A 24,208-nucleotide genomic window follows, 5' to 3' on the forward strand; every position below is an offset into this window, starting at 1 on the left:
GCAGCTTGTGAATCAATAGTGATACCACTTCACCTCAAGCATCACTTCGTTCTGCGGGGAGCTCATTTGGCTGAATTCCCGCTGGGCGCTCAGGCGCAGGCCGAGGTTGCGTGACAACTCCCACTGCTGGTTGAGGCTGATGCTGCGGCGGACTTCGCCATTGGTGAAGTAATCGCCCTTGGTCTCCAGGCTCAGATTTCCGACTGGATTACGCCACAAAATACCGGTGTTGAAACCGGCAGCCGGTGAGATGAACTCGGCAAAATCATTGTTGTGTTCTACGCGAACCGTACCCAGTGCAAAGCCCAGCACATCGTCGCCCAACTGCCATGTACCACCGGCGCCGCCGTTCACGTGGGAAACCAGCGTCTCGTCGCCGTGTTTGCCGAGCACTCGTTCCAGACCACCCGTCACTTGCCACGACCAGGGTTGCAGCAGCGCATTGCGCGGGGTCAGCGAACGAATCGTCGCCAGATCCAGTTGCTGTAACTGCCAGTGATTGCCTTCGTACTGGCGCAGCTTGAGTTGCAGGATTTCGATCTGCGCCCCCAGTGGGAAGCCATAGGCATTGTCATTGAGGTCGTGATACGCCATGCGCAGCCCGTACTCGGCGAAGGCCTTGTCATCTCGGGTGCCGACGCCAGCCTGCCATGTCCGGGACTCATGACCGTCCTCCGGTAAACCGGGGCGTTCGATATCCAGCGCTGGCGGCGGATTCTGATTGATTGCCCGCAGCAGCTCAAAACTACGCTGAGCGCGTCCGGCATCACGTTCCTGACCGTTGGCGCGGTAGCGCTCCAGGCGATACGCGGCATCCTGAATCAACGCACGGCGTTCTTTGGGTTGCGCAAGGTATTCAGGGTTTCGCAGTTGCTTCTGATCGGCGCTGACGTCCAGTACCCATTGCTGCTCGGTGCTGTTCAGCGGTTTGGCACGCTCCAGCAGCTCGCGCTCGCGGGAAGGGCGGTAGTCGATCTTGTCGACAAGGCCTGCGGCTTTAACGGCTTTGACGGTATCGGTTGGGATGGCGGTCAGCGGGAATTGCTCGGTCAGTTTCAAGCCGGGGCGCGCAACCTGCAGCAGTTCCAGCAGACGATAAGAGCAGTTTTCGTCGAAGAAGAAGTAGCCGAAACGGATCTGCTTGAGTTCCCACACGTGCTCCACCATGCGCCCGGTTTCTTCCGGGGTCAGGTTGAGGTGGTATTCCCAAAGGTCGCGGTTTTCCAGGCTGCGATATTCCGACAGTTTTTCCTGATAGGGCACCAGTGCGAACAGACCGGGGTAGCCGCCCGCCAAACCTTTCCACGCGTACAGAATGCTGTTGTCCATACCTTCGATGTAAGCGCCGAAGTTGATCGCATAGCTGAGCAGGGCGGTGTTGTTGGTCTTGACGTCAGCCTGGTCGATGCGCAACAGCGTATGGCCAAACATGGACGACGGGCTATTCAGGTAAGCGGCGGGGAAGATCATCACTGCACTGTCGGGCGCAACGTCCTTGAACCACTGAGTGAACTCCTTGCACTCAACGGCTGGCAGGTCTTTGAGCTGCAATTGATCCTTCAGCCAGCGAGTCCGTGCCGGGTAAACACACTGGGCGTGTTTCTCACCCGCGCTTGCCGGGGCATAGAGGGCATCAAGGGTCGCGCTCAGCTCAGCCTTCGGGTCGTGTTCACCGTTGGCCGAGAGAAAGAATTTTGGGTCGTCAACATAGCTGCGCCAGCCACCGAGCTTCGCAGTTTCGTAATGCCCCAGTGAAATCCAGAACGGCTCATTGGCCAGTTGCTGCAAACGTTCATCGCTCGCGTGTTGCGCGGCGGACAGCGGGGTGCAGACGCAGAGCGCCAGATACACAAGGCGTTTGAGCATATAAAGCAACTATTCAGGTCAGGGGGCAATCAGGCAGCAGACGCGTCAACGCAACAAAAAGCCCGCCCTCCGAGTGGAAGGGCGGGCGCAACGAGCTTATGCCTGGGTAGCGTACTTGGCCAGGGTTGGATCGTTTTTCAGTACGTCGAGGGTATTGGTGTGAACGTCTTCAGCGGTGGCGTCTGCCTTGCTGAAAATCTGGTTGAAGTGCTCGTGGGTGACAGCGGCGAAATGCGCACGGTCTTCCGGTGCAACGCCCAGCACGACCGCGTAAGTGGTCAGTGCTTCGCCTTGACCCATTGCCATGTCCTTGGAGAGCTCGTCCATCATGCCGTTCATGGCAATCCAGGATTTACCGCCGTAGGTCAGGGCGCTGTTGGTGGAGCAGCCATTGGTGCCCGAGGTCATGCCGAAAGTGGCGTTACCCGAAGTACCGTTAGTGGTTGATGCGAGGAAATGAGCGGGAGTACCGCGTTGACCTTCGAACAACATGTTGCCCCAGCCGCAATCCGGGCCACCAGGAGCCTGGGCCATAGCGTTGATGGAAACAGCTGCGAAGAGACTACCAAGAAGAATCCGTTTCATAGCTTTATTCTCTTTATATTCAACCAAGGGTCAGGGTTCATGGCTTCAGTTGCGCCAAGGCGTCCAGCGTTAAATGTCTGGTGCGCCAAGGTTGGAGCTTAGGCGTTATCCAAGGGTTCCGCCTTTTATTACAAAATGTTCATCAAAAAAACGCATTGATATAACGCTCTGGCCAGCGTACTGCGGGAGTTGTGACGACTTGAGTTCTTTACTGTCTTGCAAGTCGAGTCCAGCGAGCGCCAGAATGCCGCCATCTGCCCCGCCTGATGTAAGGATGCCCGATGCCCGATACTGTTGCTGCCAGCCTGCGTCTTGCGCCTGAAGCGCTGACGCGTCCTTTTTCCGCTGAACAGTTCAGCTTTTCGACGACCAATGATCTGGAGCCTTTCCGCGGTGTGCTCGGCCAGGAACGAGCAGTAGAAGCCCTGCAATTTGGTGTGGCCATGCCGCGCCCGGGTTACAACGTGTTTGTCATGGGCGAGCCCGGTACCGGGCGTTTTTCGTTTGTGAAACGTTACCTCAAGGCCGAAGGCAAGCGCCTGCAAACCCCGAGCGACTGGGTTTATGTCAACCATTTCGACGAACCCCGCGAGCCTCGTGCGCTGGAATTGCCACCGGGCAGCGCGCATCAGTTCATCACGGATATTGGCGGCTTGATCGATAACCTGCTGGCGACTTTCCCGGCCGTTTTCGAGCATCCGTCCTACCAGCAAAAGAAAAGCGCTATCGACCGCGCTTTCAATCAGCGTTACGACAAGGCACTGGACGTGATCGAACGTCTGGCGCTGGAAAAAGACATCGCGTTATACCGGGACAGCACCAACATTGCCTTTACCCCGATGCTGGAGGGCAAGGCGCTGGACGAAGCCGAGTTTTCGCAACTCCCGGAAGCTGATCGCGAGCGGTTCCATGAAGACATTTCGGGGCTTGAAGAGCGCCTGAACGAGGAACTAGCCAGCCTGCCGCAGTGGAAGCGTGAGTCCAGTAATCAACTGCGTCAGTTGAACGAAGAGACCATTACCCTGGCGCTGCAACCGCTGCTGGCGCCACTGTCTGAGCAGTACGCGGAAAACGCTGCGGTCTGTGCCTATTTGCAGGCGATGCAGGTTTACCTGCTGAAAACTGTGGTCGAGCAACTGGTCGACGACAGCAAGACTGATGCTCAGGCGCGCAAGCTGCTTGAAGAGCAATACAGCCCGAGTCTGGTGGTAGGTCACTCGGCTAGCGGTGGTGCGCCTGTCGTGTTCGAGCCACATCCGACTTACGACAACCTGTTTGGCCGCATCGAATACAGCACCGATCAAGGCGCGCTTTACACCACTTATCGTCAGTTGCGACCCGGTGCGTTGCATCGCGCCAACGGCGGTTTCCTGATTCTCGAAGCGGAGAAAATGCTCAGCGAGCCGTTTGTCTGGGACGCTCTGAAGCGCGCCCTGCAATCGCGCAAGCTGAAAATGGAGTCGCCGCTGGGTGAAATGGGGCGTCTGGCCACGGTCAGCCTGACCCCGCAAGTCATTCCGTTGCAGGTCAAAGTGATCATCATCGGTGCGCGGTCGCTGTATTACACCCTGCAAGACCTGGATCCGGACTTCCAGGAGATGTTCCGGGTGCTGGTGGATTTCGACGAAGACATCCCGATGTACGACGAAACCCTGGAGCAGTTCGCTCAGTTGCTGAAAACCCGTACTTCGGAAGAAGGCATGGCGCCGCTGACGGCCGATGCTGTTGCGCGCCTTGCGACCTACAGCGCTCGCCTGGCGGAGCATCAGGGACGTCTGTCGGCGCGAATCGGTGATTTGTTCCAATTGGTCAGCGAGGCGGATTTCATTCGCCAACTGGCTAACGATGAGCAGACCGACGCGGGCCATATCGAACGGGCGCTCAAGGCCAAGGCCACGCGTACCGGGCGTGTGTCAGCGCGAATCCTCGACGACATGATGGCTGGCATCATTCTGATCGACACCGACGGGGCTGCGGTCGGCAAGTGCAACGGCCTGACCGTGCTGGAAGTCGGTGATTCGGCTTTTGGTGTGCCAGCGCGTATTTCCGCCACGGTCTATCCGGGCGGCAGCGGCATTGTCGACATCGAACGTGAGGTCAACCTCGGTCAGCCGATTCACTCCAAAGGCGTGATGATTCTCACCGGCTATCTGGGTAGCCGGTATGCGCAGGAATTTCCGTTGGCGATTTCAGCGAGTATCGCGCTGGAGCAATCCTACGGTTACGTGGATGGCGACAGTGCGTCGCTGGGCGAGGCGTGCACGCTGATTTCGGCCTTGTCGAAAACGCCGCTCAAGCAGTGCTTCGCTATCACCGGTTCGATTAACCAGTTCGGTGAAGTGCAGGCGGTGGGTGGGGTCAACGAGAAGATCGAAGGCTTCTTCCGACTCTGTGAGGCGCGAGGTCTGACGGGGGAGCAGGGGGCAATTATCCCGCAAGCCAACGTGGCGACACTGATGCTTGATGAACGTGTACTGCAGGCGGTGCGCGCCGGTCAGTTCCACGTCTATGCGGTGCGTCAGGCAGATGAAGCCTTGAGCTTGCTGGTGGGCGAACCCGCTGGCGAACCGGATGAGAAGGGCGAATTCCCTGAGGGCAGCGTCAACGCCCGGGTCGTCGAGCGTCTGCGGGACATCGCCGAAATGCTCAGCGATGATGACCTGAGGGAAGAGCTGGAGAAGGAGCCAGCGCAACTGGCGCCAGAACTCAAAGCTTAAACGCAAGCACGGACCTGTAGGAGCTCACCGAGGTTACGAGGCCAGCGATCGCGGTTTGCCTGATACACCGCCATCGCGACCGTCGTAAACTCCGATGGCTCCTACAGGGTCTCTGTCAGGCCTGTTCTGTAGGAGTTGCCGGAGGTAACGACGGCAGCGATCGCGGTTTGTCAGACGGAACGCTATTGCTGGCCTCGTAACCTCAATGAGCTCGTACAGGGTCTGATAGCGGGCTCACGGACTCTCCGTTCATCCCCTCAACTTTCCCAATTCAGCTTTTCTTCTATTCTGTCTCGGTACCACGGTTGTCAAAGGGACTGACGCGCCTTACAGCACTTTTAGTGCGGCGAATACCGTAGCCAACGAGGAGCTCGCCATGTCGCGCAGCCTCTGCCTTACCCGCCAATGCCTGGGTCTCATGACCCGAATCGAGTGTGTGATACGCCCCCTTTCTGGCGACAATGGCATGTGGACGTTGCTGTTCGCTGCTGGAATGACCGGGGAACAACCGTCGGCAATCAAGACGCAAGGACCGTTTCCCGGAGCCCCTGCTGCCGAATCGGTGATGCTGGCCATCGCCGAGAGTCTGACTTCAAGCGGTTATGAAGCCGTCGATGATATGCCCATCTGGAGTCTGCACCTGCAGAGCGAGTTGCGCCGTATCAACGGCGATGTCTCCAAGGCTCAGCGTTCTTCCCCGTTCTAGCCCGCTGTAATCTGCGTTACGACGTTACCTTGCGATTCACATGGTCGATGTGGAGGGCAGCAGTGGTTTCGTCGACTTCTGCGTTAAATCTCTCATGCGTGGCTTTAGGTCACATTCTGCGAATCGTTGGGCGACTGGTATACTCGCCGGCATTTCCACGCATCTGTGAGTTCAAATGGAACGTTTTGTCGAAAATGCCATGTACGCCTCGCGCTGGCTGCTGGCCCCTCTGTATTTCGGTCTGTCCCTGGGTTTGCTGGCACTGGTGCTGAAGTTCTTCCAGGAGATCTTTCACGTTCTGCCTAACGTGTTTGCGTTGGCCGAGGCTGACCTGATTCTGGTTCTGCTGTCCCTTATCGACATGGCGCTGGTGGGTGGCCTGCTGGTAATGGTGATGATCTCTGGCTACGAAAACTTCGTGTCGCAGCTGGATATCGATGAAGGCAAAGAGAAGCTCAACTGGCTGGGGACCATGGATTCTTCGTCGCTGAAGATGAAAGTGGCAGCCTCCATCGTGGCGATCTCTTCGATTCACCTGTTGCGGGTGTTCATGGACGCCAAGAACATCGAGCCGCAATACCTGATGTGGTACGTGATCATCCACATGACCTTTGTTGTTTCGGCATTTGCCATGGGGTATCTGGACAAGGTCACCAAGCACTGATCAGCGCTGCTTACAAAGCTTCAAACCGCCGCCGCCCGGCCATTGAAAAATGGACGGGCGGCGTCGTTTCAGGTGGCTGAAATCCGTTACCTTGTTTAGCGATCGCGTTCTTGCATAAACACAGTTGAGCGAGGGATTCAGATGACCGAAGAAGAATTGGCAGTACATCTCAATGCCGGCAGTATCGACGAATTGAACCTGATCTCCATCGAAGGCGGGATTTATCTGCTCGAGGCGCGCATTCAAGGCGATATACAGCTTCTAAGGGGCGAGCGGGGCGAGACGGTCCGGTTACGCTCCGTGGAGCATGCTCGCGAGTTGCTCAAAGACTTTAACCCTGTGCCGTTTCATCTGGTTCACGCGGTGGTTCACGACGAAATGTGCGGTATGCCGGTGGATAAGCGCGATGCGCTGCGGGTGCCGATCAGTTTTCATTCGAAGTGGTAGTTTGTGATTTTTCCAGGAGCTGCCGCGGGCTGCGAACAGCGGCGTGTCAGGAATATTGCTTTCGCAGCCTTTGGCAGCTCCTACAGTGGCCTATGCCGGTACTTCATGTGCTAGGCTGCTCGCCCTTTTGATTCGGAGCGTCTGGTTCAGGCGCTCCTTTAGCGGAGCAGTGATATGTCCGAAGTCAACCTGTCCACCGACGAAACTCGCGTCAGCTACGGCATTGGCCGTCAGTTGGGCGGCCAACTGCGCGACAACCCTCCGCCGGGCGTTAACCTGGAAGCGATCCTGGCTGGCCTGACCGATGCGTTCGGTGGCAAACCAAGCCGTGTTGGCGAAGAAGAAATGACCGCCAGCTTCAAAGTCATCCGCGAAATCATGCAAGCCGAAGCAGCTGCCAAAGCTGAAGAAGCTGCTGGTGCTGGCCTGGCTTACCTGGCTGAGAACGGCAAGCGCGAAGGCGTCACCACTCTGCCTTCCGGCCTGCAATTTGAAGTGCTGACCACCGGTACTGGCGCCAAGCCGACCCGTGAAGATCAGGTTCGGACTCACTACCACGGCATGCTGACTGATGGCACCGTGTTCGACAGCTCCTACGAGCGTGGCGAGCCTGCTGAGTTCCCGGTCGGTGGCGTTATTGCTGGCTGGACCGAGGCGCTGCAACTGATGAACGCCGGTAGCAAATGGCGTCTGCACGTACCGAGCGAGCTGGCTTACGGCGCTCAGGGCGTTGGCAGCATCCCGCCGCACAGCGTGCTGGTATTCGACGTCGAGCTGCTCGACGTTCTCTGATCGCTTTCAAGTCGATTCAGTGAGGTGCAGAGCGAGCCTGACGGTTTGCTCTGCACCTGTTCAAAGACTGGCTTCATGGTCAGTGCAGTTCCGTGATCGGGCGCAAGGCTCGGGCATAGCAGAACAGAAAAAGATTGCGCACCAGCTCCTTGAGCACGATCGGCTCGCTTGAGCTCAGCTCATTGACGTCCAGGTCCCCCTGATCCCGCAGCTCATCCAGCGCTTCCTCCTCTAGCACGGCACACACTTCCCCGGTCTCGCGATGCAGAATTCGCAGATAAGGGTGAGGGCGGTCCAGCCATGCATCGATCAAATAAGTCATGTCGCTTCTCCTTGAAGGTTTTCAATGAGAATAATTCTTATTGGCGGAATAGCAAGTCTCTATTGAGAATTGTTCGCATTTTACGCTGAGTGGTTGATTTGGGTCAGGTGGCCGGGGCTCTATTTTCGCGCTCGGCTGCTGACGACGTGGGACCGGCTTTAGCCGGGAAGAGGCAGGTACAGTCGCTGCATTTATGTAGTCTTACAGTCAGCTTTCCCGGCTAAAGCCGGTCCCACGTCATCAGCGGTTCCCAAAGGATTTCTGACCCTCAGCAAAATCGCATCACCAATAAAAAGCCCGTCACAAGGACGGGCTTTTTTAACAGCGCATGGCGATCAATGCGTACGCGCTACTGCAAACTCGCTCAGTTCGACCAGCGCATCGCGGTATTCGCTTGGCGGCAGGGCATCCAGGCATTTGATCGCCCGAGCGACGTAATCGCGGGCCAACTGTGCGGTGTAGTCCAGAGCGCCTGAGCTCTCGACGGCATTGCGGATGCTTTCCAGATCTTCCAGGCCGCCTTTCTGAATGGCCTGACGCACCAAAGCAGCCTGTTCGGCAGTGCCTTCGCGCATGGTGTAGATCAGCGGCAGGGTCGGCTTGCCTTCGGCCAGATCGTCACCGACGTTCTTGCCCAGGGTTTCTGCGTCGCCGCGGTAATCGAGCAGGTCGTCTACCAGCTGGAAAGCCACGCCCAGGTGGTCGCCAAACGTGCGCAGCGCTTCGCTTTGCTCGTCGGTGGCGTTGCACAGGGCGGCGGCGCTGTGAGTCGAGGCTTCGAACAGCATGGCTGTCTTGCCGCGAATCACTTCCATGTAGATTTCTTCAGTGGTGCTGGCGTCGCGAACTTTCGACAGCTGCAGCACTTCGCCTTCGGCAATGACCCGGGTCGCTTTCGACAGGATCTTCATGACAGGCATCGAGCCCAGCTCGACCATCATTTCGAAGGAGCGCGAATAAAGGAAGTCACCGACCAGAACGCTTGGCGCGTTGCCCCATAGAGCATTGGCGGTAGAGCGGCCACGGCGCATGCCGGACATGTCGACGACGTCGTCATGGAGCAGGGTCGCGGTGTGCAGGAACTCGATGGTGGCGGCCAGCAGACGGACGTCATCGCCTTCGCGACCCAGAGCCTTGCCACACAAAAGAACCAGCAGCGGACGCAGGCGTTTGCCACCTGCCGAGGTAATGTAGTCGCCGATTTTCGAGACCAACGGTACCCGCGACGTCAGTTGCTTCTTGATAATGACGTCGACGGCACTAAAATCGTCCGCCACAGCGCGGTAGAAGGCTTGAGGTTGCATCAGCGAGAGGTGCTCCAGAAGGGTTGCGCCGCATGCTAGGTTGCGGGTTAGAGCGTGTCAAGGTATGACGTCCCGCCTCTTGCAACCGCTTGATGCCTTGCGTACAATCGCGCACCCTAACTTTCCTGGGCAGCACCTGCCTTACGCAATTGCGACCGGGCCTTTCCAGCCCCGAGCAGCCATGCCAGCCGATACTCTACTTATAAAGAGCTGGGTGAGCAGGATTTACGGAGAAATACCATGTCTTATGCAGTAATCGTTACCGGTGGCAAGCAGTACAAAGTTGCTCCAGGTGAATACCTGAAGATCGAAAAACTGGAAATCGCTACCGGCGAATCCGTTACTTTTGATCGTGTTCTGTTGGTTGCCAACGGCGACGACGTTAACATCGGCGCACCAGTTGTTGCCGGCGCTACCGTTGTAGCTGAAGTGATCTCCCAAGGTCGTCACGACAAAGTTCGCATCATCAAGTTCCGTCGTCGTAAGCACCACATGAAGCGTATGGGCCACCGCCAGTGGTACACCGAGATCAAAATCACCGGTATTCAGGCTTAATTTCAGCCTAATCCCTCACTAGGAGAATTGACTCATGGCACACAAAAAAGCTGGTGGTAGTACCCGTAACGGTCGCGACTCAGAAGCCAAACGCCTTGGCGTGAAGATGTATGGCGGCCAGGCTATCATTCCGGGCAACATCATCGTGCGTCAGCGCGGTACCCAATTCCACGCTGGCTACGGCGTTGGTATGGGCAAAGATCACACCCTGTTCGCGAAAGTGGAAGGCGTGATCAAGTTCCAGGTTAAAGGCGCCTTCGGTCGTCGCTACGTGAGCATCGTTCCGAAGACTGAAGTCTCCGCAGCGTAATCATGCAGCAGCTGGAAAAGCCCTGTCTCGCGACGGGGCTTTTTCGTTTTTGAAGATTGTTGGCTGCAGGCTTTAAAAGGCTTTGGTGAGTCTCTTGCAAAACTGTTTGTGCGGGCTGTTGTGATGTTGACCTGTGGGGTCACTGGTTTTTGATCGGTATCGCAACGCTCATTTTTGCAAGAGTCTTATGTATTTATGTTGTTCTGCTCGTCCCTGTGGCGGGAGGCGTGCGTTATGAAATTTGTAGATGAAGTATCGATTCGAGTAAAAGCCGGTGACGGCGGCAACGGTTGCATGAGCTTCCGTCGCGAAAAATTCATTGAAAACGGCGGCCCTAACGGCGGTGATGGTGGTGATGGCGGCTCGATCTTCATGGTCGCCGACGAAAACCTCAACACCCTGGTTGACTACCGTTACACCCGTCACTTTGATGCTGAGCGCGGTTCCAACGGTGGCAGCGCCGACTGCACCGGCAAGAAGGGCGAAGAGTTAGTGTTGCGCGTGCCAGTGGGTACGACGGTCATCGACGCCAGCACTCAGGAAGTCATTGGCGACCTGACAAAGGCTGGTCAGCGTCTGTTGGTGGCGATGGGTGGTTGGCACGGTCTGGGCAACACCCGATTCAAATCCAGTACCAACCGTGCGCCACGTCAGACTACGCCGGGCAAGCCGGGCGACCAGCGTGACCTCAAGCTTGAGCTGAAAGTGCTGGCCGACGTTGGTTTGCTGGGCTTGCCTAACGCAGGCAAAAGTACCTTCATTCGCTCTGTTTCTGCGGCCAAGCCGAAAGTGGCTGACTATCCGTTCACGACCCTGGTGCCAAACCTGGGTGTGGTCAGTGTCGATCGCTGGAAGAGCTTTGTGGTTGCGGACATTCCGGGTCTGATCGAAGGTGCTTCCGGTGGCGCAGGCTTGGGGATTCGCTTCCTCAAGCACTTGGCGCGTACTCGCTTGTTGCTGCACCTCGTTGACATGGCTCCGCTGGACGAGAGCAGTGCTCCGGATGCTGCGGAAGTCATCGTTAACGAGCTGGTCAAATTCAGCCCTTCCCTGGCTGAGCGTGATCGTTGGCTGGTACTGAACAAGTGCGACCAGATTCTTGAGGAGGAGCATGAGGCTCGCGTCAAGGAGATCGTTGATCGTCTGGAATGGACGGGCCCTGTCTACGTAATCTCGGCGATTGCCAAAGAAGGCACCGAGCAGCTTAGCCGTGACATCATGCGCTATCTCGAAGAGCGCGCTCAGCGCATTGCTGAAGAGCCTGGCTATGCTGAAGAGCTGGCTGAGCTGGATCAGCGCATCGAAGATGAAGCCCGCGCCCAGTTGCAGGCGCTGGATGACAAGCGTGCGTTGCGCCGTAGCGGCGTGAAGAGCGTGCATGACATCGGCGAAGACGATTGGGATGAGGAAGACGAGGATGATGAAGACGGTCCGGAAATCATTTACGTCCGCGACTGATCCTCTGCAGTAAACTAGACGCCGCTTAGAGATAAGCGGCGTTTTTGTATCTGATATCTTGAATTTGTATCTACCAAAATTCTCTGGCTAAGGTTGGAAGATGATGCGCAGCAAAGTGACGGGTGCCCAACGCTGGGTCGTGAAGATTGGCAGTGCCTTGCTGACCGCGGATGGCAAGGGGCTGGATCGTTCGGCGATGGGTGTTTGGGTCGAGCAGATGGTGGCGCTGCATGAGGCGGGCGTTGAGTTGGTCCTGGTTTCTTCCGGGGCTGTGGCTGCCGGTATGAGCCGTTTGGGCTGGACTTCGCGACCCAGTGCCATGCATGAGCTGCAAGCTGCCGCTGCAATTGGTCAGATGGGGCTGGTTCAGGCGTGGGAGTCCAGCTTTGCCGAGCACGGCCGCCACACGGCGCAGATTCTGCTTACCCATGACGACCTTTCCGACCGCAAGCGTTACCTGAATGCTCGCAGTACGCTGCGCACTCTGGTTGATCTGGGTGTTGTTCCGGTCATCAATGAAAACGACACCGTTGTGACTGACGAGATTCGTTTTGGTGATAACGATACCCTGGCGGCGTTGGTCGCCAATCTGGTCGAGGCGGACTTGCTGGTGATCCTCACTGATCGCGACGGCATGTTTGATGCTGACCCGCGCAACAACCCTGAGGCTCAATTGATCTACGAAGCGCGTGCCGATGATCCGGCGCTGGACGCCGTAGCAGGTGGTACGGGTGGTGCGCTCGGGCGTGGTGGTATGCAGACCAAGTTGCGTGCGGCGCGGCTGGCAGCCCGTTCGGGGGCGCATACGGTGATCGTGGGTGGGCGTATCGAGCGCGTGCTGGCGCGTCTTAAAGGCGGTGAGCGACTGGGTACATTGTTATCGCCTGAGCGTGAAATGCTTGCTGCTCGCAAGCAGTGGTTGGCCGGGCACTTGCAAACTCGCGGCACGTTGGTGCTGGACGAGGGGGCCGTGGCTGCGCTGAGCAAGGATCATAAAAGTCTGCTGCCTGTCGGGGTCAAGCTGGTTCAGGGCAGTTTCCGTCGTGGCGAGATGGTTGTGTGCGTTGCACCTGATGGCCGCGAAGTTGCTCGTGGTCTGAGTAATTACAGCGCTCTTGAGGCGCAGAAGATTATTGGTCAGTCATCGGATGCGATCGTGCGGGTGCTTGGTTATATGGCTGAGCCTGAGCTGGTTCATCGGGATAACCTGATTCTGGTTTGAATTCACTTGATTCCCATCGTTGCTTTGGCGAAGCGGGATTCCGGTAGGAGCGAACTTGTTCGCGAGCAGTTGTATGCGTTGTGGCGAAAGCCGTCTCGCGAACAAGTTCGCTCCTACCGGGTATCGCATTTCAGCGGTGGGTAGCGCTGGCCGGATATCTACAAGATAAGGAACACGTAATGCGCGTAATTAAGGGGTTGCTCGGGGCTTTGCTGGTACTGCCGATGCTGGCTTCTGCCGAAGAAATCGGTCAGGTGTCGACGGTGTTCAAACTCGTCGGGCCGAACGATCGAATTGTGGTTGAGGCTTTCGATGATCCAAAAGTCGATGGCGTAACCTGCTATCTGTCGCGTGCCAAGACGGGAGGGGTGAAGGGTGGTCTTGGTCTGGCTGAAGATCGTGCCGAGGCGTCCATCGCTTGTCGTCAGGTTGGTCCGATTCACTTCAAGGGCGAGCTGAAGGACGGTGATGAGGTTTTCAAAGAGCGCACCTCGCTGGTGTTCAAAACCATGCAGGTTGTGCGTTTCTTCGATAAAAAGCGTAATGCTCTGGTTTACCTGGTCTACAGCGACCGGATTATCGAAGGTAGTCCGCAGAATGCTGTGACGGCGATTCCGATCCTGCCGTGGTCGCCCGCTCCCGCGCCCTAAGATTTACCGGTAGGAGCGAACTTGTTCGCGAGACGTCGTACCTGATGCGCCGCCCTCGCGAACAAGTTCGCTCCTGCCGGGTTACTGTAATTCATCAAATCGCAGACAACAAAAAACCGACCCTTGGGTCGGTTTTTTTACGGCTTAAGCTTATCGCTTAGGCTGCAGCAGCAACGCTCAGGTCTTTGATGTGACCGTTCAGGCGGCTTTTATGACGAGCAGCTTTGTTCTTGTGGATGATGCCTTTATCGGCCATACGGTCGATAACTGGCACGGCCAGAACATAAGCAGCTTGTGCTTTTTCAGCGTCTTTTGCGTCGATGGCTTTAACTACATTCTTGATGTAGGTACGAACCATGGAACGCAGGCTGGCGTTGTGGCTGCGACGCTTCTCAGCCTGTTTTGCACGTTTTTTGGCGGAAGGTGTGTTGGCCACCGTCGAGCTCCTCGAAAGACTTTTTAGGGAATAGCTTACAAAATAGGCCGCGAATCATGCCGATGACTGAATTGATTGTCAAGGGTTGGTGATCGGTTCCGCCGAGTGGTTGCTATGTTCAACCGGGATATTTATTTCCGGTGTGCGACCTGTAAACTCGCCGGCTTTGCCTCTGTGCTTTTGCGGCGCGGAGTATCGCATAAATGGACAGGTTAATCGCCTTGTCCTTTAGCCAAGGCGCTAAATTCTTTAATGAACCTACTCAAATCATTGGCTGCCGTTAGCTCTATCACCATGCTTTCCCGGGTGTTGGGCTTTGTTCGCGATACCATCATCGCGCGTACATTTGGCGCGGGAATGGCGACGGATGCGTTCTTCATTGCCTTCAAATTGCCCAATTTACTGCGCCGTATTTTTGCGGAGGGGGCTTTTTCCCAGGCATTCGTGCCTATCCTGGCGGAATACAAAAGCCAACAAGGCGAGGAGGCGACGCGCACCTTTGTGGCGTATGTCACCGGGCTGCTGACGCTGGTTCTGGCACTGGTCACTCTGCTCGGGATAATCGCTGCGCCTTGGGTGATCTGGGCGACTGCCCCGGGTTTTGCCGATACGCCGGAGAAGTTCGCGCTGACGTCTGATCTGTTGCGAGTGACCTTTCCTTATATATTGCTGATTTCGCTGTCTTCGCTGGCTGGCGCAATTCTGAATACCTGGAACCGCTTTTCGGTTCCCGCTTTCGTGCCGACCCTGCTTAACGTCAGCATGATTTTCTTTGCGTTGTTCCTGACGCCTTATTTCGACCCGCCAGTGATGGCGTTGGGCTGGGCGGTACTGGTCGGCGGATTGCTGCAATTGCTCTATCAGCTGCCGCATCTGAAAAAGATCGGTATGTTGGTACTGCCGCGCCTGAATCTGCGTGATACCGGCGTTTGGCGGGTTATGAAGCAGATGCTGCCTGCCATCCTTGGCGTGTCGGTCAGTCAGATTTCTCTGATCATCAATACGATATTTGCCTCGTTTCTTGTCGCCGGTTCGGTGTCCTGGATGTACTACGCCGACCGTTTGATGGAATTGCCGTCAGGTGTGCTGGGGGTGGCCTTGGGCACGATCCTGTTGCCGATCCTCTCGAAAACCTATGCCAGCAAGGATCGTCAGGAGTATTCAAGAATTCTCGACTGGGGCTTGCGCCTGTGTTTTGTGCTGGTTCTGCCTTGCACTCTGGCACTGGGGATTCTGGCCGAGCCGTTGACCGTTTCCCTGTTCCAGTACGGTAAATTCGATGCAGTGGATGCGGCCATGACCCAGCGGGCATTGATCGCTTATTCAGTGGGGTTGCTGGGCATCATTCTCATCAAGGTGCTGGCACCGGGCTTTTATGCACAACAAAATATTCGCACCCCGGTGAAAATCGCAATCTTCACCCTTATTGTTACTCAACTGCTCAACCTGATCTTTATCGTACCGCTGCAACATGCCGGGCTGGCCCTGGCGATCAGCGTTGGCGCCTGCATCAACGCACTGCTGCTGTTCTGGCAGTTGCGAAAGCAGGATCTGTTTCAGCCGCAGCCGGGGTGGACGAAGTTTCTGTTCAAGCTGTGTCTGGCGGTCGGGGTGATGTCTGGCGTGTTGTTTGGCCTGATGCACGTGATGCCCGCCTGGAGTGACGGGCAAATGCTGGAGCGCTTCATTCGTCTTGGCGCACTGGTGGCAGCAGGGGTTGTGGCGTATTTCGCGACTTTGTTGCTATTGGGCTTCCGACTTAAGGATTTCGCCCGCAGCGCAGTGCTGTAAGCAAGAGTTGTAACGGGTAGTCGTCGGTTTTTCCCATTGTGGAGCGGCGACTGTTGTTTTGCCTCGGCGTGTTCCTGTCGTCCGGGGCTGTGTGTGGTTATAATCGGCCACTTTATGAGCAAGAAGTGCTTTATGCAGCTGGTTCGAGGCCTCCATAATCTGCGCCCCCAGCATCGGGGCTGCGTCGCCACTATTGGCAACTTTGACGGTGTTCACCGGGGCCACCAGGCTATCCTGGGGCGCTTGCGTGATCGTGCTGTTGAGTTGGGCGTGCCCAGTTGCGTGGTTATTTTCGAGCCGCAGCCGCGTGAGTTTTTTGCTCCGGCTACTGCTCCCGCCCGTCTGGCTCGCTTGCGTGACAAGCTGGAGCTGCTGGCCGCTGAAGGCGTTGATCGGGTGCTGTGTCTGGCGTTCAACCAGCGTTTGAGTAAGCTCAGCGCGGCGGAGTTCGTCGACACCGTGTTGATCGACGGGCTTGGCATACAACATTTAGAGGTGGGCGATGATTTCCGCTTCGGTTGCGACCGGATCGGCGACTTCGACTTCCTGCAAAAGGCGGGCGATGCCCGCAGCTTTACGGTTGAGGCGGCGCAGACCGTTGAGATCGATGGCGTTCGCGTCAGCAGTACCAAGGTGCGTAACGCTCTGGCAGTGGCGGATTTCGCCCTCGCCGAGCGTATGCTCGGACGTCCGTTCCGGATTACCGGGCGGATTCTGCACGGCCAGAAACTCGCGCGGCAGTTGGGTACGCCCACGGCCAACGTGCAGCTCAAACGGCGTCGTGTGCCGCTGACCGGGGTTTATCTGGTCAGTGCGAGCATTGATGGCAAGACCTGGCCGGGTGTCGCCAATATTGGCGTTCGTCCGACCGTGGCAGGTGATGGCAGTGCCCACCTTGAAGTGCATCTTCTGGACTTTGCCGGTGATCTTTACGACCGGCGTTTGACGGTGGCTTTCCACCATAAGCTGCGCGATGAGCAGCGGTTCGCCTCACTGGAGGCGCTCAAGACGGCGATCAATGCGGATGTCGCCGCCGCCCGTGCCCATTGGCATGGCCAACCCGCTAATTAAGAGCCTGAAATGACCGATTATAAAGCCACGCTAAACCTTCCGGACACCGCCTTCCCAATGAAGGCCGGCCTGCCCCAGCGCGAGCCGCAAACTCTGCAGCGCTGGGACAGCATTGGCCTGTACCAGAAGCTGCGCGAAATTGGCAAGGATCGTCCGAAGTTCGTTCTGCACGACGGTCCTCCTTATGCCAACGGCAATATTCACATCGGTCACGCCGTTAACAAGATTCTCAAGGACATGATCCTGCGCTCGAAAACGCTTGCGGGTTTCGACGCGCCTTATGTTCCGGGTTGGGATTGCCACGGTCTGCCGATCGAGCACAAGGTTGAAGTGACTCACGGCAAGAACCTGTCCGCGGACAAGACTCGCGAGCTGTGCCGCGCTTATGCCGCCGAACAGATTGAAGGGCAGAAGTCCGAGTTCATTCGTCTGGGTGTCCTGGGCGACTGGAGCAATCCTTACCTGACCATGAACTTCACCAACGAAGCCGGGGAAATCCGTGCGTTGGCGGAAATGGTCAAGGGCGGGTTCGTGTTCAAGGGGCTCAAGCCCGTGAACTGGTGTTTCGACTGTGGCTCGGCTCTGGCTGAAGCAGAAGTCGAGTATCAAGACAAAAAGTCTTCCACCATCGACGTGGCGTTCCCGGTTGCCGATGAAGCGAAGCTGGCGGCCGCGTTTGGCGTGGAATCGTTGAGCAAACCTGCCGCCATCGTGATCTGGACCACCACCCCGTGGACCATCCCTGCCAACCAGGCGCTGAACGTTCATCCCGAGTTCGAATACGCGCTGGTTGATGTTGGCGACAGGCTGCTGGTGCTGGCCGCCGAGCTGGTTGAAAGCTGCCTGACCCGCTACAAGCTGGAAGGTACCGTTATCGCCACCGCGACCGGTGCTGCGCTGGAGCTGATCAATTTCCGCCACCCGTTCTATGACCGTTTGTCGCCGCTGTATCTGGCCGACTACGTTGAGCTGGGCGCTGGCACCGGCGTTGTACACAGCGCCCCGGCCTATGGCGTGGACGACTTTGTCAGCTGCAAAAAATACGGCATGACCAACGACGACATCCTCAGCCCGGTGCAGAGCAACGGTGTGTATGTCGATTCGCTGGAGTTCTTCGGTGGTCAGTTCATCTTCAAGGCGAACCAGGCGATCATCGACAAGCTTGCCGAAGTGGGCAGTTTGATGGACACCGAAACCATCACTCACAGCTACATGCACTGCTGGCGCCACAAGTCTCCGCTGATCTATCGCGCAACCGCGCAGTGGTTCGTCGGCATGGACAAGCAGCCTGAAGCTGGCGACACCCTGCGTGAGCGGGCGGTCAAGGCTATCGAAGACACCACATTTGTTCCGGCATGGGGGCAGGCGCGCCTGCACTCGATGATCGCCAACCGTCCTGACTGGTGCATTTCACGTCAGCGCAACTGGGGCGTGCCGATCCCGTTCTTCCTGCACAAGGAAAGCGGCGAACTGCATCCGCGCACCGTTGAGTTGATGGAAGAAGTCGCCAAACGCGTCGAGAAAGAAGGCATCGAAGCCTGGTTCAAGCTGGACGCTGCCGAGCTATTGGGTGACGAAGCGCCGAAGTACGACAAGATTTCCGACACGCTGGACGTCTGGTTCGACTCGGGTACTACGCATTGGCACGTGCTGCGCGGTTCGCACCCGATGGGGCATGAAACTGGCCCGCGTGCCGACTTGTACCTGGAAGGCTCCGATCAACACCGTGGCTGGTTCCACTCGTCGCTGCTGACCGGATGTGCCATCGACAACCACGCGCCCTACCGCGAATTGCTGACCCATGGTTTCGTCGTCGACGAAAACGGTCGCAAGATGTCCAAATCGCTGAACAACGTCGTGGCGCCGCAGAAAGTCAACGATTCGCTGGGCGCAGACATCATGCGTCTGTGGGTTTCGGCGACTGACTACTCCGGCGAAATGGCTGTTTCCGATCAGATCCTGCAGCGCAGTGCTGATGCCTACCGCCGGATCCGCAACACTGCCCGTTTCCTGCTCTCGAACCTGAGCGGTTTCAATCCAGCTACCGATATTCTGCCGCCGGAAGACATGTTGGCGCTGGATCGTTGGGCGGTAGACCGTGCCTTGCTGTTGCAACGCGAGCTGGAAGAGCATTACGGCGAATACCGTTTCTGGAACGTGTACTCCAAGATCCACAACTTCTGCGTGCAGGAGTTGGGTGGTTTCTATCTGGACATCATCAAGGATCGCCAATACACCACGGCAGCGGACAGCACGGCACGTCGCTCTTGCCAGACCGCGTTGTTCCACATCTCCGAAGCGCTGGTTCGCTGGATCGCACCGATCCTGGCGTTCACCGCCGATGAGCTGTGGCAGTACCTGCCGGGCGAGCGTAATGAGTCGGTCATGCTCAACACCTGGTATCAGGGGCTGAGCGAAATGCCGGCTGACTTCGAGCTGGACCGCGCCTACTGGGAGCGGATCATGGCGGTGAAGGTCGCGGTCAACAAGGAAATGGAAAATCTGCGTGCAGCCAAGGCGATTGGCGGCAACCTCCAGGCCGAAGTGACTCTGTATGCTGAAGACGCACTGGTCACCGATCTGTCGAAGCTGAGCAACGAGCTGCGCTTTGTATTGATTACTTCCACGGCCAGTGTCGCGCCATTGCTCGATGCTCCGGCCGATGCAGTAGTGACCGAAGTGGCAGGGCTGAAGCTCAAGGTAGTCAAATCCAGCCACGCCAAGTGCGCCCGTTGCTGGCATCACCGTGCTGACGTGGGTGTGAATCCGGAGCATCCGGAAATCTGCGGTCGTTGCGTAGACAACATCAGCGGTGCAGGCGAGGTTCGTCACTATGCCTAAGGCAGCTTTTGGCCGCTTGGCCTGGCTCTGGTTGAGTCTGTTGGTCCTGGTCGTTGACCAGGCCACCAAGTACTACTTCGAGAACCGCCTGGAGTTGTACGAGCAAATCGTGATCATTCCGGACTACTTCAGCTGGATGCTCGCTTACAACACCGGCGCGGCTTTCAGCTTCCTGGCGGACAGTTCGGGCTGGCAGCGCTGGCTGTTTGCGTTGATTGCTGTTGTGGTCAGTGTGGTGCTCGTGGTCTGGCTCAAGCGTCTTGGGCGTGATGACACCTGGCTGGCCATTGCTCTGGCATTGGTATTGGGCGGCGCGCTCGGCAATCTGTACGACCGTGTTGCTATCGGTCACGTCATCGACTTCATTTTTGTTCATTGGAAAGAGCACGGCTTCCCGGCGTTCAATGTCGCTGACAGCGCGATTACTGTCGGCGCAATCATGCTGGCGCTGGACATGTTCAAGAGCAAGAAAACCGGAGAACCTGCTAATGACTGAACAGTTATTGACCGAGCAACGCATCGGTCAGAACACGGAAGTCACTCTGCATTTCGCGTTGCGCCTGGAGAACGGCGAGACAGTCGACAGCACCTTTGAAAAAGCTCCGGCGACGTTCAAGGTGGGGGACGGCAATCTGCTGCCTGGCTTTGAAGCTGCGCTGTTCGGCTTCAAGGCTGGAGACAAGCGCACCGTGCAGATTCAGCCGGAAAATGCCTTCGGTCAGCCGAACCCGCAAAATGTGCAGATCATCCCGCGTTCGCAGTTTCAGGACATGGAACTGTCGGAAGGTTTGCTGGTGATCTTCAATGATGCGGCCAATACTGAGCTGCCGGGCGTAGTGAAGGCATTCGATGACGCGCAAGTGACCATCGATTTCAATCACCCGCTGGCGGGCAAGACCTTGAACTTCGAAGTGGAAATCTTCGAGGTCAAGGCGCTCTAAGCAAGCTTGAACCTGAGCCCGACTTTTGTTGGGCTGTTTTGCACGTAGATACGAGGCACCCCATGCAAATCAAACTCGCCAACCCCCGCGGCTTCTGCGCTGGAGTGGATCGTGCGATCGAAATCGTCAATCGCGCCCTGGAAGTGTTTGGCCCGCCGATCTATGTGCGCCATGAAGTGGTTCATAACAAATTCGTTGTCGAAGACCTGCGTGCTCGTGGCGCAATCTTCGTTGAAGAACTGGATCAGGTACCCGACGACGTCATCGTGATCTTCAGTGCTCACGGCGTATCGCAAGCGGTGCGCACCGAAGCGTCGGGCCGCGGCCTGAAAGTGTTCGATGCCACTTGCCCGCTGGTGACCAAGGTACATATCGAAGTAGCGCGCTACAGCCGCGACGGTCGTGAATGCATCCTGATCGGCCACCAGGGTCACCCGGAAGTCGAAGGCACCATGGGGCAGTACGATGCCAGCAATGGTGGTGCGATCTATCTGGTCGAGGATGAAGAGGACGTCGCCAGCCTTCAGGTGCGCAATCCTGAAGCGCTGGCGTTCGTGACCCAGACTACGTTGTCCATGGACGACACCAGTCGTGTTATCGATGCCTTGCGCACGCGCTTCCCTGCGATTGGCGGGCCGCGCAAGGATGATATCTGCTACGCCACGCAAAACCGCCAGGATGCGGTCAAGCAGTTGGCCGATGAGTGCGACGTGGTATTGGTCGTTGGCAGCCCGAACAGCTCCAACTCCAACCGCTTGCGTGAATTGGCCGAGCGCATGGCTACCCCGGCTTACCTGATCGATGGCGCCGAAGACATGCAGCGCAGCTGGTTCGACGGCGTTGAGCGCATCGGTATCACCGCAGGTGCTTCCGCACCGGAAGTGCTCGTGCGTGGCGTGATCCAGCAACTGCACGCCTGGGGCGCGACCGGTGCCGACGAACTGGCTGGCCGCGAAGAGAACGTCACCTTCTCGATGCCCAAGGAATTGCGGGTCAAGTCGCTGTTGTAATGCGGCGAATGACGGACCTGTAGGAGCGCACGAGCACCGCGAGGCCGCGATAGCGGTGTATGAGAAAGACCGCCATCGCTGCCTCGCGGTGCTCGTGAGCTCCTACAGAAAATGCGTTGCAGGCAGGGGGCTGCAAGGCCAGCGTGAAGCGGCAACCTCCCGATTCAGATGACTTAACCACAAAGCTTTTCCGGCTTGGGTACACTTTCAATTCTGACCCTGCCGGTATTGGCCATCACTACTGTGTGATGGCTCAGCGCGTCATTCACGTCGCAGATGAAGAGTCTTCCAGCCACGAATCCGCTGTCTGATGGCGACCCCAAGGCGTTGAAGCGAATCTGTCGAGTGACATGTTGGTTGCCGAAGACTGGCACTTTCCCGCTTCGAGTCCGCTCCGTCAGCACGAGATCATCTTCGCTGTTTTTCGGATCAACCACGATCTGCCAGCCTTTGCTCCAGTTGTCTTCGATGGCCCGAATCACCACTGGCCGACTTCTAAGAATCGCCTCCGTTCGCGCCGTGCGTATGCCGCTGGCCAGTTGCTGGGCTACATCAAGCCTGCGCTGGCTCATGACTATTTCACTGAATGCCGGAACGGCAAGGGTAACGATCAGTCCGATGATTACCATCGTGACTGCTAGCTCGATAATCGTAAAAGCAGCTTGTTTCATATATTTCCCTCCCTGGAAATTGTCATTTGAATGCCAGCCGGGCGTTCGTCCCTGCCAAACAACCGTACATCCCTGTTTACAGTTTCAGCTCTGGATGCTGTCCTATAGTCGTAACGTCAAGGAGACACTCAATGACTCAGCGATCCAAGGGGTTCACCCTTATCGAATTGTTAATCACTGTGTCGTTGGTGGGGATACTCGCGGCTATTGCCATTCCCAGTTTCAATAGTTCGATACAGAGTTCAAAGGCTGATACCGAAGTCAGTGATTTGCAGCGCGCGCTCAACTATGCCCGGCTTGAGGCGATAAACAGAGGTGTGAACATTCAGGTTCGGCCCAATGTCGACGGTACGGCATGGAACACTGCGCTTAAGGTGGTGCTGGCGTCAGATACTTCCAGCGCGTCGGCTTTGAGGGTCACATCGCCCATGGGAACGGGGTCGGCGCTGGCTGTTCCGGGTGTCAATTTGATCGAGTTCAATAACCTTGGTGGGCTCTCGGCTCCGGCCAGTGCCGTCGCAATGACTTACACACTGGGCACGACGATCACCAAGACTGTGTATGTATGCTTGAACGGCCGAATAGTTTCGAGTGGAAATTGCGATGGTTGAGGGACGAAAGAGTAGTCAGGTTGGCATGACGCTGATCGAGGTGCTGGTGTCGGTGTTGATTTTAGGCATTGGTCTGTTGGGGGCTGCGGCTATTCAATTGAACGCGTTGCGGTACACCGATAGCTCGGCGATGACCAGTCAGGCCAGTTTCATTGCCTACGACATGATGGACCGCATCCGGGCGAACGTGGATGGTAACGCCGCGAACAATAGCGCCAATGTCCTGGCCAGCTATGCCCTGGCTTCATTGGCCAATGCGCCCGCAGCCAGTGCCAGCAATATGAGCAATGCCGTCACGCAAGACCTTGCTGACTTCAGCACCAATATCACCAACTTTGCCGGTGCCTCCGGTGCTGCCAGCAAAATCGTGATCGCCAAGCCTGTTGTGACCATCACCATTACCTGGGATGACACGCGGGCTGCCGCTGCAAGCGATACGTTTCTGGGGAGAACCCCGGGCGCGACAAATCCACAACAGTTTGTTCTGAGCTCACGCATCGGTGTCAACGACGTGGTAGCCCCATGAATAGATCTGTCCGAGGGTTTGGTCTGGTCGAGATCATGGTGGCGCTGGTGCTGGGGTTGATCGTGAGCATGGGGATCGTGCAGATTTTCATTGCCTCCAAAGGTACTTATCAATCTCAGAATGCTGCTGCAAGGATGCAGGAAGATGCGCGCTTCGCCCTGAGCAAGTTGATGCAGGAAATCCGCATGACCGGAATGTACGGCTGCGTTGATTTCGATACGACGATAGTCGCCCCAGCCATTGCCAAACCTGCGGATCTCAATAATCCGATTCTCTGGGATAACGCCAACAATACGCTCACCCTTGTCACCGCAGACGTGGGGACCTCCGGCAGTTCGCCGACCTGGAGTGTGGTGTCCGATTGCAGGACGACTTCCCGGATTTATAACGGCACGCGAGCGCCGGGTGGGGGAGAAACCAGCTTCCCTTTGCGCAAGATCACTTACAGTCTGGTCGGAACCGATCTGAGAGTGAAGGTCGGAAATGGTACCGAGCCTGCACAACCGTTGGTGAGCAACGTCCGGGCATTCACCGTCGATTTCGGGGTAACCGGATCACCGATGTCCTACATCAAGATTATCGACAGCACCGCGCTCGCCTCTAATATTCGCAGCGTGCGCCTGACATTGGTCGTATTTGACCCGACGGGTAAAGTACGTGACCAGACCTATAACGTTGTTGCCGCTTTGCGTAACCGGTTCTGAACGGATGC

The 24,208-nt window shown here is 57.0% G+C and carries 25 protein-coding genes; 19 read left to right on the plus strand and 6 right to left on the minus strand.

Going from position 1 to position 24,208, the window contains the following annotated elements; all coding sequences use genetic code 11:
• Positions 1–12 precede the first annotated feature (12 nt).
• Both AUC60_RS21930 and AUC60_RS21935 read right to left on the minus strand, forming a co-directional pair.
• Positions 13–1,866, minus strand: coding sequence for an Lnb N-terminal periplasmic domain-containing protein (locus tag AUC60_RS21930; RefSeq protein ID WP_087272663.1), 1,854 nt, complete (start codon positions 1,864–1,866; stop codon positions 13–15).
• Between the two features lie 96 nt (positions 1,867–1,962).
• Positions 1,963–2,451: a DUF3015 domain-containing protein gene (locus tag AUC60_RS21935; RefSeq protein WP_027901843.1), complete on the minus strand. Its 489-nt coding sequence runs from the start codon at positions 2,449–2,451 to the stop codon at positions 1,963–1,965.
• Between the two features lie 281 nt (positions 2,452–2,732).
• On the opposite strand from AUC60_RS21935, the gene AUC60_RS21940 reads away from it, so the two are divergent.
• The 5 genes from AUC60_RS21940 to AUC60_RS21960 all read left to right on the plus strand — a co-directional run bounded on the left by AUC60_RS21940 (position 2,733) and on the right by AUC60_RS21960 (position 7,777).
• Positions 2,733–5,168 (plus strand): Lon protease family protein, encoded by a 2,436-nt coding sequence (locus AUC60_RS21940; protein WP_087272666.1) that lies wholly within the window; start codon positions 2,733–2,735, stop codon positions 5,166–5,168.
• A 376-nt stretch (positions 5,169–5,544) separates the two neighbouring features.
• Positions 5,545–5,874, plus strand: a complete 330-nt coding sequence (locus tag AUC60_RS21945; protein ID WP_087272669.1) for a PA4575 family protein — start codon at positions 5,545–5,547, stop codon at positions 5,872–5,874.
• A 175-nt stretch (positions 5,875–6,049) separates the two neighbouring features.
• Complete coding sequence (locus AUC60_RS21950; RefSeq protein WP_027901846.1) at positions 6,050–6,538, plus strand: TIGR00645 family protein; 489 nt, start codon at positions 6,050–6,052, stop codon at positions 6,536–6,538.
• Positions 6,539–6,679: 141 nt separating this feature from the next.
• A complete protein-coding gene (locus AUC60_RS21955) occupies positions 6,680–6,985 on the plus strand; it encodes a DUF6482 family protein (protein WP_087272671.1) in 306 nt (101 codons plus the stop codon).
• 174 nt (positions 6,986–7,159) lie between these two features.
• Entirely contained in the window at positions 7,160–7,777 is a 618-nt protein-coding gene (locus AUC60_RS21960) for a BamJ family beta-barrel-assembly machinery protein (protein WP_087272674.1), read from the plus strand.
• 79 nt (positions 7,778–7,856) lie between these two features.
• On the opposite strand, the gene AUC60_RS21965 is transcribed toward AUC60_RS21960, so the two are convergent.
• Together AUC60_RS21965 and AUC60_RS21970 are read right to left on the minus strand one after the other, a co-directional pair.
• On the minus strand, positions 7,857–8,099 hold the full coding sequence (locus AUC60_RS21965; protein WP_087272677.1) for a PA4570 family protein: 243 nt from the start codon (positions 8,097–8,099) through the stop codon (positions 7,857–7,859).
• Positions 8,100–8,434: 335 nt separating this feature from the next.
• The gene (locus AUC60_RS21970; protein WP_087272680.1) at positions 8,435–9,403 is read right to left on the minus strand and encodes a polyprenyl synthetase family protein; all 969 of its coding nucleotides are present in this window, start codon (positions 9,401–9,403) and stop codon (positions 8,435–8,437) included.
• Positions 9,404–9,643: 240 nt separating this feature from the next.
• Here AUC60_RS21970 and rplU point away from each other — a divergent pair, with 240 nt between their 5' ends.
• From rplU to AUC60_RS21995, 5 genes are all read left to right on the plus strand, one after another.
• Positions 9,644–9,958, plus strand: coding sequence for a 50S ribosomal protein L21 (gene rplU / locus AUC60_RS21975; RefSeq protein WP_003176051.1), 315 nt, complete (start codon positions 9,644–9,646; stop codon positions 9,956–9,958).
• Positions 9,959–9,992: 34 nt separating this feature from the next.
• Entirely contained in the window at positions 9,993–10,268 is a 276-nt protein-coding gene (rpmA, locus tag AUC60_RS21980; protein WP_002551972.1) for a 50S ribosomal protein L27, read from the plus strand.
• 234 nt (positions 10,269–10,502) lie between these two features.
• Positions 10,503–11,726: an Obg family GTPase CgtA gene (gene cgtA, locus AUC60_RS21985; RefSeq protein ID WP_027899708.1), complete on the plus strand. Its 1,224-nt coding sequence runs from the start codon at positions 10,503–10,505 to the stop codon at positions 11,724–11,726.
• 103 nt (positions 11,727–11,829) lie between these two features.
• Positions 11,830–12,948, plus strand: coding sequence for a glutamate 5-kinase (proB, locus tag AUC60_RS21990; RefSeq protein WP_087272787.1), 1,119 nt, complete (start codon positions 11,830–11,832; stop codon positions 12,946–12,948).
• Positions 12,949–13,127: 179 nt separating this feature from the next.
• Positions 13,128–13,598: a CreA family protein gene (locus AUC60_RS21995; protein WP_087272683.1), complete on the plus strand. Its 471-nt coding sequence runs from the start codon at positions 13,128–13,130 to the stop codon at positions 13,596–13,598.
• 157 nt (positions 13,599–13,755) lie between these two features.
• Here the strand turns inward: AUC60_RS21995 and rpsT are convergent, their stop codons facing one another.
• Entirely contained in the window at positions 13,756–14,034 is a 279-nt protein-coding gene (gene rpsT / locus AUC60_RS22000; RefSeq protein WP_027899711.1) for a 30S ribosomal protein S20, read from the minus strand.
• Between the two features lie 252 nt (positions 14,035–14,286).
• On the opposite strand from rpsT, the gene murJ reads away from it, so the two are divergent.
• From murJ to ispH, 6 genes are all read left to right on the plus strand, one after another.
• Positions 14,287–15,825, plus strand: a complete 1,539-nt coding sequence (murJ, locus tag AUC60_RS22010) for a murein biosynthesis integral membrane protein MurJ (protein ID WP_087272686.1) — start codon at positions 14,287–14,289, stop codon at positions 15,823–15,825.
• A gap of 132 nt (positions 15,826–15,957) precedes the next feature.
• Complete coding sequence (gene ribF / locus AUC60_RS22015) at positions 15,958–16,896, plus strand: bifunctional riboflavin kinase/FAD synthetase (protein ID WP_087272688.1); 939 nt, start codon at positions 15,958–15,960, stop codon at positions 16,894–16,896.
• Positions 16,897–16,905: 9 nt separating this feature from the next.
• A complete protein-coding gene (gene ileS / locus AUC60_RS22020; protein ID WP_087272691.1) occupies positions 16,906–19,737 on the plus strand; it encodes an isoleucine--tRNA ligase in 2,832 nt (943 codons plus the stop codon).
• Positions 19,730–20,233 (plus strand): signal peptidase II, encoded by a 504-nt coding sequence (gene lspA, locus AUC60_RS22025; protein ID WP_087272694.1) that lies wholly within the window; start codon positions 19,730–19,732, stop codon positions 20,231–20,233. The genes ileS and lspA overlap by 8 nt, the downstream gene beginning before the upstream one ends.
• Positions 20,226–20,678: an FKBP-type peptidyl-prolyl cis-trans isomerase gene (fkpB, locus tag AUC60_RS22030; protein ID WP_087272697.1), complete on the plus strand. Its 453-nt coding sequence runs from the start codon at positions 20,226–20,228 to the stop codon at positions 20,676–20,678. Before lspA ends, fkpB begins: the two co-directional genes overlap by 8 nt.
• 62 nt (positions 20,679–20,740) lie before the next feature.
• On the plus strand, positions 20,741–21,688 hold the full coding sequence (gene ispH, locus AUC60_RS22035; RefSeq protein ID WP_087272699.1) for a 4-hydroxy-3-methylbut-2-enyl diphosphate reductase: 948 nt from the start codon (positions 20,741–20,743) through the stop codon (positions 21,686–21,688).
• 173 nt (positions 21,689–21,861) lie between these two features.
• Here the strand turns inward: ispH and AUC60_RS22040 are convergent, their stop codons facing one another.
• Complete coding sequence (locus tag AUC60_RS22040; RefSeq protein WP_087272703.1) at positions 21,862–22,359, minus strand: GspH/FimT family pseudopilin; 498 nt, start codon at positions 22,357–22,359, stop codon at positions 21,862–21,864.
• A gap of 131 nt (positions 22,360–22,490) precedes the next feature.
• Between AUC60_RS22040 and AUC60_RS22045 the strand changes: the two genes are divergently transcribed.
• The 3 genes from AUC60_RS22045 to AUC60_RS22055 are packed head-to-tail and all read left to right on the plus strand — an operon-like array spanning position 22,491 to position 24,200.
• Positions 22,491–22,970, plus strand: coding sequence for a GspH/FimT family pseudopilin (locus AUC60_RS22045; RefSeq protein ID WP_087272705.1), 480 nt, complete (start codon positions 22,491–22,493; stop codon positions 22,968–22,970).
• Entirely contained in the window at positions 22,963–23,496 is a 534-nt protein-coding gene (gene pilV, locus AUC60_RS22050) for a type IV pilus modification protein PilV (protein WP_238599620.1), read from the plus strand. The genes AUC60_RS22045 and pilV overlap by 8 nt, the downstream gene beginning before the upstream one ends.
• The gene (locus AUC60_RS22055; protein WP_087272710.1) at positions 23,493–24,200 is read left to right on the plus strand and encodes a prepilin-type N-terminal cleavage/methylation domain-containing protein; all 708 of its coding nucleotides are present in this window, start codon (positions 23,493–23,495) and stop codon (positions 24,198–24,200) included. The genes pilV and AUC60_RS22055 overlap by 4 nt, the downstream gene beginning before the upstream one ends.
• Positions 24,201–24,208 lie beyond the last annotated feature (8 nt).

This window comes from Pseudomonas caspiana (assembly GCF_002158995.1).
Classification (GTDB): Bacteria; Pseudomonadota; Gammaproteobacteria; order Pseudomonadales; family Pseudomonadaceae; genus Aquipseudomonas; species Aquipseudomonas caspiana.